Annotated in this window: 14 protein-coding genes; 8 read left to right on the top strand and 6 right to left on the bottom strand. The window is 65.9% G+C overall.

The window, feature by feature from the left end; translation table 11 throughout:
• Positions 1 to 112 precede the first annotated feature (112 nt).
• The gene (nosZ, locus tag FZ983_RS19285; RefSeq protein ID WP_149225133.1) at positions 113 to 2,062 is read right to left on the bottom strand and encodes a TAT-dependent nitrous-oxide reductase; all 1,950 of its coding nucleotides are present in this window, start codon (positions 2,060 to 2,062) and stop codon (positions 113 to 115) included.
• Positions 2,063 to 2,150: 88 nt separating this feature from the next.
• Positions 2,151 to 4,415 carry a NosR/NirI family protein gene (locus FZ983_RS19290; RefSeq protein ID WP_247883837.1) on the bottom strand — a complete coding sequence of 755 codons (2,265 nt, stop codon included), beginning with the start codon at positions 4,413 to 4,415 and terminating at the stop codon, positions 2,151 to 2,153.
• 329 nt (positions 4,416 to 4,744) lie between these two features.
• Here FZ983_RS19290 and napE point away from each other — a divergent pair, with 329 nt between their 5' ends.
• The 6 genes from napE to FZ983_RS19320 all read left to right on the top strand — a co-directional run bounded on the left by napE (position 4,745) and on the right by FZ983_RS19320 (position 9,570).
• A complete protein-coding gene (gene napE / locus FZ983_RS19295) occupies positions 4,745 to 4,990 on the top strand; it encodes a periplasmic nitrate reductase, NapE protein (RefSeq protein WP_149225135.1) in 246 nt (81 codons plus the stop codon).
• A gap of 16 nt (positions 4,991 to 5,006) precedes the next feature.
• On the top strand, positions 5,007 to 5,522 hold the full coding sequence (gene napF / locus FZ983_RS19300; protein ID WP_149225136.1) for a ferredoxin-type protein NapF: 516 nt from the start codon (positions 5,007 to 5,009) through the stop codon (positions 5,520 to 5,522).
• Positions 5,509 to 5,805, top strand: coding sequence for a chaperone NapD (locus FZ983_RS19305; RefSeq protein WP_149225137.1), 297 nt, complete (start codon positions 5,509 to 5,511; stop codon positions 5,803 to 5,805). The genes napF and FZ983_RS19305 overlap by 14 nt, the downstream gene beginning before the upstream one ends.
• A gap of 64 nt (positions 5,806 to 5,869) precedes the next feature.
• Positions 5,870 to 8,362 carry a periplasmic nitrate reductase subunit alpha gene (gene napA, locus FZ983_RS19310; protein WP_149225138.1) on the top strand — a complete coding sequence of 831 codons (2,493 nt, stop codon included), beginning with the start codon at positions 5,870 to 5,872 and terminating at the stop codon, positions 8,360 to 8,362.
• Positions 8,363 to 8,377: 15 nt separating this feature from the next.
• Positions 8,378 to 8,863, top strand: a complete 486-nt coding sequence (locus tag FZ983_RS19315) for a nitrate reductase cytochrome c-type subunit (protein WP_149225139.1) — start codon at positions 8,378 to 8,380, stop codon at positions 8,861 to 8,863.
• Complete coding sequence (locus FZ983_RS19320) at positions 8,860 to 9,570, top strand: cytochrome c3 family protein (protein WP_149225140.1); 711 nt, start codon at positions 8,860 to 8,862, stop codon at positions 9,568 to 9,570. Before FZ983_RS19315 ends, FZ983_RS19320 begins: the two co-directional genes overlap by 4 nt.
• A 63-nt stretch (positions 9,571 to 9,633) precedes the next feature.
• Here FZ983_RS19320 and FZ983_RS19325 read toward each other — a convergent pair whose 3' ends face one another.
• The 4 genes from FZ983_RS19325 to FZ983_RS19340 all read right to left on the bottom strand — a co-directional run bounded on the left by FZ983_RS19325 (position 9,634) and on the right by FZ983_RS19340 (position 12,439).
• Positions 9,634 to 10,539, bottom strand: coding sequence for a ParB/RepB/Spo0J family partition protein (locus FZ983_RS19325; protein WP_149225141.1), 906 nt, complete (start codon positions 10,537 to 10,539; stop codon positions 9,634 to 9,636).
• Positions 10,529 to 11,542, bottom strand: a complete 1,014-nt coding sequence (locus FZ983_RS19330) for an AAA family ATPase (protein ID WP_247883838.1) — start codon at positions 11,540 to 11,542, stop codon at positions 10,529 to 10,531. The genes FZ983_RS19325 and FZ983_RS19330 overlap by 11 nt, the downstream gene beginning before the upstream one ends.
• A gap of 78 nt (positions 11,543 to 11,620) precedes the next feature.
• Positions 11,621 to 11,860 (bottom strand): hypothetical protein, encoded by a 240-nt coding sequence (locus FZ983_RS19335; RefSeq protein ID WP_149225143.1) that lies wholly within the window; start codon positions 11,858 to 11,860, stop codon positions 11,621 to 11,623.
• Between the two features lie 369 nt (positions 11,861 to 12,229).
• Complete coding sequence (locus FZ983_RS19340; protein ID WP_014189265.1) at positions 12,230 to 12,439, bottom strand: cold-shock protein; 210 nt, start codon at positions 12,437 to 12,439, stop codon at positions 12,230 to 12,232.
• Between the two features lie 376 nt (positions 12,440 to 12,815).
• On the opposite strand from FZ983_RS19340, the gene FZ983_RS19345 reads away from it, so the two are divergent.
• Together FZ983_RS19345 and FZ983_RS19350 are read left to right on the top strand one after the other, a co-directional pair.
• The gene (locus FZ983_RS19345; protein WP_149225144.1) at positions 12,816 to 13,451 is read left to right on the top strand and encodes a ParA family protein; all 636 of its coding nucleotides are present in this window, start codon (positions 12,816 to 12,818) and stop codon (positions 13,449 to 13,451) included.
• Complete coding sequence (locus FZ983_RS19350; RefSeq protein ID WP_149225145.1) at positions 13,444 to 14,031, top strand: DUF3102 domain-containing protein; 588 nt, start codon at positions 13,444 to 13,446, stop codon at positions 14,029 to 14,031. The genes FZ983_RS19345 and FZ983_RS19350 overlap by 8 nt, the downstream gene beginning before the upstream one ends.
• The last annotated feature ends 151 nt before the right edge of the window (positions 14,032 to 14,182 follow it).

Raw genomic sequence — 14,182 nt, forward strand, 5'->3', positions numbered from 1 at the left:
AGGGGGGAGCATTGCGGGACCTTTGCAAAAATCCTGCAGTGCATCCCCCTCACCCCGACCCTCTCCCCGGGGGGGAGAGGGAGATCTTCGGGGTAAAGGGGCTAGACCCCGATCAGGTCGAACGCGGCTCGACCAGCATGCGGCCGCCCATTTCCATGTGCAGGGCGTGGCAGAACCACTGGCAATAGTACCAGTGCACGCCCGGACGGTCGGCGGTGAAGGTGACCGATGCGGTCTGCTGCGGGCTGATCTCCATGCAGACGCCATGGTTGGTCATGGTGAAGCCGTGGGTCAGGTCGTCCACATCGTCCATGTTGGAGATGTAGACCGTCACCTCGTCACCCTGTTTCACCGTGAACTCCTCCAGGCCGAAGGCCGGGGCGCGGCTCCACATGTAGACGCGGACCTTGTTGCCGTCGCGGATCACCTTGGTGTCGTTGTCCAGGTCCACCCCGTCCTTCTTCGCCTGGATGCGGGCGTCCTCCCACATCTTGTCGTCGCGGGTGTAGATGCTCTTCGGATTGACCTTGGAGCGGTGGACGATCAGCGTGTCGTGCGGCTCGGCAAAGGTGGGGCCGTCATGCACCAGCTTCATCTCGTCGCCGGAGATGTCGATCAGCTGGTCGTTTTCCGGCTTCATCGGGCCGACGTTGAGGAAGCGGTCCTTGGAGAACTTGTTCAGCACGATCAGCCATTTGCCGTCGGCCTCCTTGGTCTGGCCCATGGAGGTGTGCAGGTGGCCCGGCTGGTAATGCACGTCCAGCTTCTGGACGATGGGATCGACCTTCTCGCCCTTGAAGGCCCGCTTGGCCTTGTCGATGTTCCACTTCACCACCTGGCTGTCGAGGAACAGGGTGGTGTAGGCGTTGCCGCGCCCGTCATAGGCGGTGTGGAGCGGGCCGAGGCCGACCTGCGGTTCGGCGACGATCACGTCGCGCGGCTTGATCTTGTCCTCGAACAGTTCGTCCAGCTTGCGCACGTCCATGACCGAGACGGTCGGCGACAGCTTGCCGTTCACGGTGACGTGGATGCCGTCGGGGGCGGTGTTGACGCCGTGTGGGCTGTTGGGGATCGGGATGTAGCGGGTGTAGGGGCTGCCGTGGCGGCCGTCCACCACCGGCACGCCGTGGATCACCTCCACCTTGCCGGCCTTGACCGCCTCTTCGATGCGCTTGATGTTGAAGACGACCAGCCAATCCTGCTCGTTGGCCGTCATCTCGGCCGTCGTCACCCCTTCCTCGGAGTTGTAGCAGGTCGAGAAGACGTATTTGCCCTGATAGTCGGCGTCGGTGTTGTCGAGGTTGCCGTCGACCCACACCTGCCAGGCGATCTTCATCGAATCGCCGTCGATGGCGGTGAAGTGCGAGCGGTACTTCTTCGGCTCGTCCAGGATCTTGCCGTCGTTCGGCGTCGGCACGCGCTGCTCGCCGTTGCAGAAGACATAGCCGGTGCGCGGGTATTTCTGCAGGCGCAGGCCGTGGATCGCCGAGGCGTTCGGGATCTCGAGGATGACGTCCGGCTTCATGATGTCGCAGCGGATGCGCGTCACCCGGCTGTTCGCCTTGTCGTTGGCGAAGATGTAGCGCCCGTCATAGGTCCCGTCGGTGAAGGACATGTGCGGGTGGTGCAGGTCGCCGTTGAGATACTCGCCGCCGCGCTTGGCGAGGAAGGCCTTGGTCTCCTCCGTCAGATTGGCAGTGAGGATCTTGCGGCTCTCGTTGGTCAGGCCCCAGCCGGTGGCGGAGCAGCGGTTGAACACCGGGATGCGCATCAGTTCGCGCATCGACGGCAGGCCCATGATGCGGACCTCGCCGGAATGGCCGCCGGAATGGAAGACGTAATATTCGTCGAGATCGCCGGGCTTCACCTCGACGCTCTGGTGGCCGGTCTGCGGGGTCGCCGCCAGGGCAGCGGAGGCGCCGAACAGCGCGTTCCCGGCAATGCCGCCGGCGGCAGCACCGCCCACGGCACCGGTCAGGCCGGCGAGCGCCGCCGCCTTCGCCGTTCCGCCCAGAAGGGCACGGCGGTTGACGCCTGCCGTGTTGTTCGTCTCGTTCGACATGGTCTGCTCCTTCGCTGACCCCGTTCGGGGGCTGTCAAGAGACCCGTTGCGACCGGGTCAGGTTATGGGATTGAGGAGGGGATGGCGGTCAGGACCCGTGGGGCCGCAACGTCAGCCGGCCGGTGGCCGGGTCGGCGGTCGCCACGGCGGTTCGGGCGGCGGCCGGTTTGGCGGCTTCCTTCTCCGCCGCAGCCTTGGCCTCGGCGGCCTGCCACTTCTCGCGCTTCTGCCGCTTCTGGATCATGACCGGGCATTTGTGGTCGTGGTGGTAGAGCATCTGGCAGTGCAGGCACTGGATGCATTCGTTGGGGTTGATCGTGCCGTCGGGGTGGATGGCCTGCACCGGGCATTCGTTGCCGCAGCGCTGGCACGGGCTGCCGCATTCCTTGTAGCGGCGCAGCCAGTCGAACATCCGCAGCCGGCCGGGGATCGCCAGCGCCGCTCCCAGCGGGCAGAGATAGCGGCAGAAGAAGCGTTCGATGACCAGACCGGCGGCCAGCAGGGCTACGGCGAATGCCACGAACCACCAGTCGCGGATGAAATGCAGGATGATGGCGGTCTTGAACGGCTCGATCTCCGCCGCCTTCTCCGCCGTCGCCAGCGATTGCAGCGAAAAGCCGAACAGCAGCAGGAAGATGATGTACTTGATCGGCCACAGGCGTTGGTGCAGGGCGAAGGGCACGGTGATCTGGCGGATGCCGATCTTCTTCGCCGCCTTCGATGCCAGTTCCTGCAGCGCGCCGAACGGGCAGAGCCAGCCGCAGAAGGCGCCCCGGCCCCAGAACAGCAGCGATGCCGCCACCGAGAACCACAGGATGAACACCAGCGGGTCCATCATGAAATAGTCCCAGCGGAAATCGGTGCGCAGCGCGTTGGCGAAGGTCAGGACATTGACCACCGACAGCTGGGCCGTGGCGTACCAGCCGAGCCAGACCAGGGTGAAGACCAGATAGGCCGTCCGCACCCGCTCATACAGCGCCGGTCGCTTCGTCAGCTGGTCCTGGAAGAAGAAGATGCCGGTCAGCAGCAGGATGGCGGCGGACAGGATCGCGATGTCGAGCTGCCGGTTCTGCCAGATGCGCTGCCACAGCGGCGTTTCGGCGGCGTCCTCCGCCGCCTCGGCACCGGCGGCCTGGATGGCGGCACTGTGGCTGGCGGATTGGGCGGCAGGCTGGTTGGTGGCCGGGGCGGCCGGCTTTTCGATCTTCAGATATTTGTCGGGCGGCTGGTAGCCGAGATCGAAGGTGACGAACACCTTGTCCAGCGCGGCGATGGCCCGCTGCACCAACAGTTGCAGGCGCCACGGCTCGGCCGGATTGAACTCGGTGCCTTCCGGCAGGACGAACAGACCGATTTCCGGGAAATCGGGGGCACCGGCCGCGGCGGTGCTTCCCATGCGCTTGTGCATCTTGTCGCGGAAGCGGATGGATCCCTCATGCTGCACCATCTCGACCCGGTCGAAGATGCCGCCGCGGACATAGCCCGATCCCTTGAAGGAATAGCGCCCCTGCCCCGCCACCCACACCGCCTGCTGGCCCGGCTTCAGCCGCTTGGTCAGCGCCTCGTACTCCGCATCGCCCAGCAGCGAGCGGCCGATGGTGGGGATGGTCACCAGGGCGGCGTAGAGGTCGATGAAGGTGTCGTCGGGGTTGCCGGGTTCGGCGCGGGCGATGGCTTCGGCCTTGCCGGTGCGCTCGAAGGCAGCGTTCACCTCCCCCACCGTCAGCGTCAGGCGGCGGACCGAGCCATCGCCGATGAGGGTCGCCCAGTCCTCCACCGCGTCCTTCGACAGGTCGATGGTCTTCGTCACGGTGGGTGCCGCTTCCGCCACGGTCTTGCCGAGGGCGGTCATCACCTTCTTGCCCGAGCGGATGATCGAATCGCCGATCACCATCACCGTCACGGTGGCGCCCGAAACGATGTCCACCGGCGGGCTGGCGGCGCTCTGGGTGGCGAGCGCCAGCACGTTCTTGCCGACATAGCCGTCGATGAAACCGTTGATGCGGGCCGGCGGGATGCCGATCAGCACGATGGGCTCGTGATGGTCCATCAGCCGCGCGCCCGTCACCGTGCCGTCCGGCGTCAGCCCGACCACCACGTCGATGGGCCGGCCCGAATAGCCGGTGGTGTTGACGAAGTCGGAGGTGAGATAGGCATGACCGACCACGACATTGCCCTTGTAGACGGGGATGGTGGGGGCGTTTGCGGCCGGTGCGCCGAAGCGGTCGGCGCCGGGAACGAGGTCGGAGGGTTGAAGCTTCGCCAGATAGGGCAGCAGCCGGCCGCCGTCGGCGGCATGCACCGCGACGATGCCGGTCAGCAGCAGGAGAAGGGCGACGAGCGCCGATCCCATCCAACGTTGTAAGCGCGTGAACCTCACGACGGCCATCCTCCGGCTTTCGCCCCTTGGCTTCGGTGTCTCGGGAGGCATGAAAGCGCGCGGTGGCGGAGGAGTTCTTGACCGCGGTCAAGAGTTTGGCGGACCGCTGTGCGAATTGCGCCAGATCAACAACTCTTGCGGGAAAGGGTGAGTTGCAGGGAAATAGCCTTTTCAGCGGGCTCCAGAGGAAGTTGCCGACACTCTGAAGACATACCCCCTAGGGGCAATATGCCGCTGCGTGACGTTTCCAGCAATTTGCGGTTGGAACGATCAACCCGAGATAAAGCACAAGGCCGCATCCCATGAGCGCAGCCCGGCAACCCGGTCCAGCCCGCCGCACCGATGCTTCCACATCTGCCGATCCCCACCTGTCGCCGGAAGCGGTTCCGGCGGTCGATCCGGGGATCCGCAGGCGCGAGATCGCGATGTTCCTGCTGCTGGCCGTGTTCATCTGGCCGGTGCTGTCGATCGCCGTCGTCGGCGGTTATGGCTTCATCGTTTGGATGTCGCAGCTGATCCTGGGCCCGCCCGGTCCGCCGCCGGTTTGACGGGAAGGCCGTGCCCATGGCCGCCGACGCAATCGACAGGGGACGACGGAGCTTCCTGCGGGGACGGCCGGCAACCGGCCCCGCACCGATCCATCCCCCCTGGTCGCGACCCGATTACTTCGCCGCGCTCTGCACCCGCTGCGGCGCCTGTGCCGATGCCTGTCCGGAGGCGATCCTGCGTCCGGGCGACGGCGGCTATCCGGAGGTCGACTTCACGCGCGGCGAATGCAGCTTCTGCGGCGCCTGCGCCGATGCCTGTCCAGAGCCGATCTTCGATCAGACGGCGGCACCCTGGTCGTTGCGTGCCACCGTCGCCGACGATTGCCTGGCGGTGCGGCGGGTGGTGTGCCGCAGCTGCCAGGATGCATGTCCGGAAGGAGCCATCCGCTTCATCCCCGCCGCGGGCGGGGCCGCCCATGCGCGCATCGACGATGCCGCCTGCACCGGCTGCGGCGCCTGCGTCGCCGCCTGCCCGGCCGGTGCCGTGACCCTCGACCACCAGACCGGGAGCCCAGTCCATGCCGCTCGATGACACCATTGGATCGGCGCCCGCCAGCGAACTCCACATCGCCTCGCTGCTGCTGCATGTGCGCCCCGACAGTCAACCAATGGTCCGCGCGGAGATTGCGGCCATGCCCGGGACCGAACTGCACATCGAACAACCCGGCAAGATGGTGGTTACCGTCGAAGGACCGCATGAGGGCTGGATCGCCGACCGCATGACCGCGCTGCATCTGCTGGACGGCGTGTTCTCCGCGGTCATGGTCTTCCACCACGTCGACCATGGGGAGGGGATGCCGCCGTCCGAACCCTGACCGGCAAAACGCTGCCCTGCCCTGCCCGCCCGACCCGAACGCCAGAAGAAAAGGGGGAACGCCCATGTTGGACCGTCGCGATTTCATCAAGGCCCAGGCGGTGGCCGCCGCCGCTGCCGCAGGGGGCATCAGCCTGCCGGCCGCTGCCCAGAGTTCGATGGTGGCGGGTGAGGACACGGCGCTGAAATGGTCCAAGGCACCCTGCCGCTTCTGCGGCACCGGCTGCGGCGTGATGGTCGCGACCAAGGACAACCGCGTCGTCGCCACCCACGGCGACATGCAGGCGGAGGTGAACCGCGGCCTGAACTGCGTGAAGGGCTATTTCCTGTCCAAGATCATGTATGGCCAGGACCGCCTGACCCAGCCTCTGCTGCGCATGCGTGACGGCAAGTACCACAAGGACGGCGAGTTCCAGCCGGTCTCGTGGGACCGGGCCTTCGACGAGATGGCCAGCCAGTGGAAGCGCGTGCTGAAGGCGAAGGGACCCGACGCGGTCGGCATGTTCGGGTCCGGACAATGGACGATCTGGGAGGGCTATGCGGCATCCAAGCTGATGCGCGCCGGCTTCCGCACCAACAACCTGGACCCCAACGCCCGCCACTGCATGGCGTCGGCCGCCGTCGCCTTCATCCGCACCTTCGGCATGGACGAGCCGATGGGCTGCTACGACGATTTCGAGCATGCCGACGCCTTCGTCCTCTGGGGCTCCAACATGGCGGAGATGCACCCCATCCTGTGGACCCGCATCACCGACCGACGCCTTGCCCACAGCCATGTGAAGGTGGCGGTGCTGTCGACCTTCGAGCATCGCAGCTTCGAGCTGGCCGACATCCCGATGATCTTCGAGCCGGGAACCGATCTGGCGATCCTGAACTACATCGCCAACCACATCATCCAGACCAACCGGGTGAACAGGGAGTTTGTCGAGAAGCACTGCAACTTCCGCCTGGGGCAGAAGGACATCGGCTATGGCCTGCGTCCGGAAAGCGTGCTGGAGGTGCGGGCGGCCAACGCCAAGGACCCGGCGGATTCCAAGCCCATCGATTTCGACGCCTTCGCCAAGTTCGTCAGCACCTACACGCTGGACTATACCGCCGAGCTGACCAAGGTGCCGAAGGAGCGGCTGCTGGCGCTCGCCGAGATGTATGCCGACCCGAAGACCAAGGTCATGTCGCTGTGGACCATGGGGTTCAACCAGCATGTCCGCGGCGTGTGGGTGAACCACATGGTCTACAACATCCACCTGCTGACCGGGAAAATCTCCGAGCCGGGCAACAGCCCCTTCTCGCTGACCGGCCAGCCTTCGGCCTGCGGCACCGCGCGCGAGGTCGGCACCTTCTCCCACCGCCTGCCCGCCGACATGCAGGTCGCCAACCCGACCCACCGCGCCCACACGGAGGAGGCCTGGAAGCTGCCCAAGGGGCTGCTGCCGGCCAAGATCGGCTACCACGCCGTCCAGCAGGACCGCATGCTCAAGGACGGGAAGCTCAACGCCTACTGGATCATGGTGAACAACAACCTGCAGGCCGCCCCCAACAGCGCCAACGAGACCTATCCCGGGTACCGCAATCCTGAGAACTTCATCGTGGTGTCCGACGCCTACCCCACCGTCACCGCCTCGGCCGCCGACCTGATCCTGCCGGCGGCCATGTGGGTCGAGAAGGAAGGCGCCTACGGCAATGCCGAACGCCGCACTCATTTCTGGCACCAGCTGGTCACCGCACCGGGCGAGGCGCGTTCCGACCTGTGGCAGCTGATGGAGTTCTCCAAACGCTTCACCACGGACGAGGTGTGGCCGGGGGAGGTTTTGGACGCCAATCCGTCCTACCGCGGCAAGACGCTGTTCGACGTGCTGTTCCGGAACGGCAATGTCGACCGCTTTCCTCTGTCGGAGCTGAATGCCGAGTACGCCAACGACGAGTCCAAGGATTTCGGCTTCTACGTCCAGAAGGGCCTGTTCGAGGAATATGCCGGTTTCGGCCGCGGCCACGGGCATGATCTGGCGCCCTTCGACACCTACCATCAGGTGCGCGGGCTGCGATGGCCGGTGGTGGACGGCAAGGAGACGCGCTGGCGCTACCGCGAGGGGCTGGACCCCTTCGTCAAGCCGGGCGAGGACGTCCGCTTCTACGGCAACCCGGACGGCAAGGCCAACATCTTCGCCTTCCCCTACGAGCCGCCGGCCGAGGAACCGGACAAGGATTTCGACCTGTGGCTGGTCACGGGGCGCGTGCTGGAGCATTGGCACAGCGGATCGATGACCATGCGCGTGCCGGAGCTGTACAAGGCAATGCCGATGGCGTTGGTTTTCATGCATCCCGACGACGCCAAATCGCGCGGCCTGCGCCGTGGGTCCGAAGTGAAGGTCGTCTCACGGCGCGGCGAGATGCAGACGCGGGTGGAGACGCGCGGGCGCAACAAGCCGCCGCGCGGCGTGGTCTTCGTGCCGTGGTTCGACTCCGCCCGGCTGATCAACAAGTGCACGCTGGATGCCACCGATCCGATCAGCAAGCAGTCCGACTTCAAGAAGTGCGCCGTCAAGATCGTCGCGGTCTGAGGGAGGAGTTGAGCCATGCGTCCCCATCACCTCGCCGCGCTGGCGGTGCTGCCCTTCCTCGTGCCGGCCGTGCTGTCGGCCCAAAACGCCGAACCGCGCCGGCTGGACTCGCCCTTCCGGCCGCCGGTGAACTTCGTCGAGCAGATCACTCCCCCGCCGATTCCGCCCGACGTCACAGACGACCGCCGGGTCGCCCGCAATTACCCCGAACAGCCGCCGGTCATCCCGCACAATGTCCGCGACTATCAGATCACGCTGAACAACAACCAGTGCCTGACCTGCCACAGCCGCCGATTCACCGAGGCGGTGCAGGCGCCGATGGTCAGCATCACCCATTACGTCGACCGTGACGGCCAGACGCTGGGTGCCGTCGCGCCACGGCGCTATTTCTGCATGCAGTGCCATGTGCCGCAGACGACGGCGCAGCCCATCGTGCCCAACACCTTCACCGACCTCGACACCCTGGTCAGCCGGCCATCCGACCGGGGAGACCGCCGATGAAGGCGCGCATTCCGGTCTCGGTGCGGCGGGCGTGGCAGACCATCGCCCGCCCCAGTCGCACCCTCAGCCTGGGGTTTCTGACGCTGGGCGGCTTCCTGGCCGGCGTGTTCTTCTGGGGCGGCTTCAACACCGCGCTGGAGGCGACCAACACCGAGGCCTTCTGCATCAGCTGCCACGAGATGCAGTCGAACGTCTATGAGGAGATGAAGCAGACCATCCACTTCACCAACCGGTCGGGTGTGCGGGCGACCTGCCCCGACTGCCATGTCCCGCACGAGTGGACCGACAAGATCGCCCGCAAGATGCAGGCATCGAAGGAGGTCTGGGGCAAGATCTTCGGCACCATCGACACCCGCGACAAGTTCGTCGCCATGCGCCGGGAACTGGCGGAGCATGAATGGGCGCGTCTGAAGTCCAACAATTCGCTGGAATGCCGCAACTGCCACAGCGCGGACTCCATGGACATCACCAAGCAGGGGGCGCGGGCGGCGCGCATCCACGAACAATATCTGTTCAGCGGCGAGCGCACCTGCATCGACTGTCACAAGGGCATCGCCCACCGCCTGCCCGACATGCAGGGCGTCCCGCCCGGCTGGAGCGAGGCGTCGGACAATCCGCAGAAGCCCATCGGCCATTGGCTGGCCAGCACTGGGGGAAATGACGGGATGAATGGCGGGGTGGCCCTGCCCGCCCCCGCCCCGCGGTGACTTTGCTGGTCGGAATCCGACCACCCATCGGCGTCATGGGTGGTGGTCGGATTCCGACCAGTCTCAATCGGTGGCGGCTTCGAGTACGGCGTCGATTGCCGCACGCATCTCCTGCAAGGCCTGACGGTCGGTCTCCGACAATCGCTGCGGCTTCCCCTGCAACTCCCTCAGCACGTCACGCGCCTGGAACACCGGCTTTGCCGCGCGTTTGGGCAGCGCGCTGGATGCCACGCCGGCCGGCGCACTGACCGACGCGCGCTTCGCCGCCATCTCCGGCGAGGCTGAAACAGGATCAGCGGCGGGGGAGGGTGGGGCGCCCGCATCCGACTGCTTCAGCTTCTCCCAGGCCCGCACCTGCTCGTCCTGGTCCTCGATCGCCGCCAGTGCCTCCAGCTTCGATTTGGTCGGGCGCAAAGCGGCGTAATCGGCACGGATGGCCGGCGCCAGACGCTGGAACGACAGCATCATGGTGACGTAGGTCTTCTTGCGGCCCAGCGCGTCGGCAAGCTGCCGGTGCGAATAGCCATGCCGCTCCGCCAGACGGAACAGGGCGTCGGATTCCTCCAACGGGTTCAGGTCGCTCCGCTGCAGGTTTTCGACGATCGCGATTTCCTCGTCGTCGTCGCCGGTGAACAGGATGCCGAAGATGGTTTCCCGTCCAAGCAGCCTCATCGCCCGCAACCGCCGCTCGCCATAGACCAGCTGCCAACGGTCGTCGGCGATCTGGCGCACGCCGACCGGTTGCTGCAGCCCATGACGGTCGATGGAGGCCGCGAGCCCCTGCAACTCCTCCTCGTCGAACTCGCGCCGCGGCTGGTTCGGGTTGGGGGCGACGCGGTCCACCGGGACTTCGACCAGATGGGGGGCATGGCGGCTGAGGCCGAACAGCGCATCCTTCACGCGGGCGGCGGCCGTGCTGTTGGCGCTCTGGGCGGATTTCTGCGCCTTCCCCAGCAGACTACGCGACACGTTCGACCTCCTTGATGCGGATGATGCGTTCCTCGACCAGGGCGGCGGCGACGTCGCGGTAGACGGCGGCACCGGCGACATCGGGCATGGCCTCGACCGCGGCGCGGCCGACCGAGGTGGCCTGGGCATAGACCGAGGCCTTCGGCACCGGATCGAACACCCGCAGATGCGGACTGTACTGCTCCTGGATCTGCTCCAGAACCTCGCGGTCGTTGCGTTCTCGCTGTTTGTAGATCGTCGGGACGATGCCCAGAACCGACAGGGAGGTGTTCATCCTGCGCCGGATCTTGGCGACATTCTCCAGCAGGAAACCCATGCCCAGCAGGCTGAACTTTTCCGTCTGGCAGGGGATGATGGCGGTGTGGGCGGCCACCATGGCGTTCTTCGTCAGCTCGCCGATGTTGGGCGGCGTGTCGATGATGATGAAGTCGAAGGTCCGCTTCGCCGCGGCGATCTTCTCCTTCATGATGAAGTCGCCGCCGGCTTCCTTGCCCAACTCGACCTCCGTCTCGGCCAGCCGGATGGAGGAGGGGGCGACCCGCAGTCCGCTTTCCTCGACGGTGACGAGGATGTCCCGCAGTTCGAGGTCGCCGTGCATAACGTAGTAGAGGGTCTTGGCATCGGCCTCCAGCGTGTAGGAGTCGATGCCGAGATGCTGCGTGGCATTGGCCTGCGGATCGCAATCGATCAGCATCGTCGCATAGCCCTGGAGGGCGAGGGCGGAGGCGATGTTGACCGCGGATACCGTCTTGGCGCAGCCGCCCTTCTGGTTCGCCACGACGACGACCAGCGCCGGGCCGCCGAGCTTCTCGACCCCGGCGGCGTCGCGCCTGATCAGCGCGTCGAGTGCCGCCGGGATGCGCTCGGCATCATTCTCCCAGCGGCTGACCTTCTGCTTGTCGTAGCGGCGCTGCAGCCGTTCGTTCAGCCAGACGGCGAATTCGGACTGCGACAGCCCCTTCGCCTCGCGGTAGGTCCGCAACTCCTCGCCCTTCACCGTCACCTCCCCGACATGAGCCGGGCGGGAGGGTAGGGGTAGACGCTACGCCGGTCAAGAATGCCGTGGCTGCAGACGTTTCGTCTACTGGGGAGCGTCTACCGCCGCCGCCGCCTTCTTGCTGCGGCGCGGTGCGCGGGTGGGGGCAAGGGCGGCAAGCTTCTCCTTCCGGGCCGCGACCTCCGCCCGGATGGCGGGCAGGGCGGCGTCGGCGGCCGTCCGCTGCTTCGGCGTCCCGCTGAGGGAAAGCCGCTCGGCGTTGGAGGCCAGAGTGGTCAGGTCGGTGTCGGCCATAGCCGGGAGTCTGTCGATCAGGTCGATCATGCTGCAATCCTGCTTTGGTTGCGGGGGAGGGGATGAGGACCGCAGCCTGTACCGCGGGCCTTCCTGCCGGAGTGCCGGTACGGGGCCTGTGCTGTCCCAGCCGGCGGTCCAGCACCGCGCCAAGCCGCTGTCGGGCGGGTGCGGGTTCGAGGAACAGGCGGTGCCGGCGTCGGCCGCCAGCCGCCCGGCCATGTGGGCGACACGCATCCAGGGATCGGCGGAACCCGCGGGCGATGTCGGAACGGCTTTCTTCTGGGGCATGCCCACTCCGGTCCCGGACCCGGGAGAAAAGTGCAGGGGGCGAAAAGCAAAAGGGCGGCCCGAGGCCGCCCTTCTGGATCGCATCAGGATCGTGCCGTTCCGCCGCGCTCAGAGCGCACGCAGGTTCTCGGCCGAAACCTTGCCGCGGCGCGGATCGCGAACGGATTCGAACGACAGCTTCTGGCCCTCGTTCAAGTTGCCCATCCCCGCACGCTCGACGGCGGAGATATGGACGAAAACGTCATCGGAGCCGTCTTCCGGCTGGATGAAACCGAAACCCTTGGTCGAATTGAACCACTTAACAGTACCGTTAGCCATGGGGCAGTGTCCTTTCCCGGTTGCCGAGCTCAACATGAGCCAAGCATCAAATTCACCTAAGGCAGGAAGTTCAGCTTTCCGAAAGCTGAAAAACACATAACCCAGAGCAACTTCGACCAACCGAATGTGGGCCCTTGTCAGCCGCTATGCAAGGGAAAACCAGAGAGATGTACCGTTATTATTTTTTCGGCGGGGAGAAAGACACGCGACGGCATGGCTCCTATTTTTCGCATCGGCACTTTATCTGTTTCACCGCAACGAGTTGGTGGGGCCACGACTCCGGGTCGGGCACGCTGCTACCGCCGATGGGGTACGTTGACTTTGGCCGCCGCTCTGGCGCAGCTTGCGGGCTTGACTTCAGCCAGGGTGGGAAGCCATGCCGATCATCACGTCAGCCAGCACGAAGGGCGGGCCGGGAAAGACGACCCTGTCGCTCTGCCTCGCTGACCACTGGCGCCGGGCCGGCCGCAAGGTAGAGCTGCTGGATATCGATCCCAACCGCAACCTGACCCAATGGATCAAGGCGGCTGGCGCTCCCATCGCCTGCACCACCGTCGACGAGGACGACATCATCGAGGCGGCGACAGAGGCCGAACAGAGGGCGGATTGGGTCGTCATCGATGTCGCCGGCGTGCTGGCGCGCGGGCTGGTGCATTCCATCGGCGTCGCCAATGCGGTGCTCATTCCATCGCGTCCCGACCTCAAGGATGCGCTGGAAGCCGCCCGCACCTATCAGCATGTGATCGCGGAGCAGAAGATGGCACAGCGCCGCGATCCCCAGGCACGCATCCCCGCCGCCGTGGTGCTGATGCAGGTGAACCGCCGTGCCCAGGCAGCCGGCTTCGCTCGCGAACAACTCTCCGCTCTGAAGGTGCCACTGCTGCCGGCGGAAATCCCGCTGCGCACCGCCTATCAGAACTATTCCTTCGCCGGCCTGCCGCTGGACGATTCTAATGTGCGTGTCGACTTCGCCGAACTGGCCGCAAGCGTGGAAGACCTGATCCATGGCTAGGAAGCTGACCCCGCGCATCGTCACCGCCGACGAGGTGTCGGACATCCTCACTCCGTCGGAGGCCCCGGCTCCGCGCCTGTCGCGGCGGCCGGCCCCGGCCAGACTTCGCACCCGTGCGAATTTCGCCGACGTGATCCTCAGCCTGTGGACCGAGGCGGAAGAGAACTTCCTGGCGATCGGCCGCTATCTCAACCATGCCAAGACCGTGCTGGAGCATGGAGAGTTCATGGCGATGGTGGAGCGCGACCTTCCCTTCCGGTACAGCACCGCCAACCGGCTGATGAAGGTCGCGGCCGCCATCGATGACGGCCTGCTGCCGACGGACAGCCTGCCGCCCAGTTACGCGACCGTCTATGAGATGGTCCTCCTTAACCCGGAGGAGCGCGAGCAGGCCGTCGCCCAGGGGCTGTTCCGGCCGGACATCCGCCGTCAGGACATCATCAACTTCAAGAAGCAGCTGCGCGCGGTCGCGCTGCCCGACCTTGCCGCCGAGCGAGCCGAACTGGCACGGCTGGAGGCGGAGCGCACCCGGATCGATGCACGCATTGCGGAACTTCGTGAAAAACTGCGGATTGCTTAAAGGGCGGATAATATCGGCCTGCAAGGTGGCTTCGCTTTTTTGCCAGCTGGCGAAAAAAGTGCTTGCGCGGTTCGGGGTGGCCCGCATATAAGACGCCTCCCGACGCGAACGACGCCGGCGCCGCCGACACGGCAGCGACCGACACGCGACG

Origin of the sequence: Azospirillum sp. B21 (assembly GCF_008364825.1) — a bacterium.
In the GTDB taxonomy this organism is placed as follows: domain Bacteria; phylum Pseudomonadota; class Alphaproteobacteria; order Azospirillales; family Azospirillaceae; genus Azospirillum.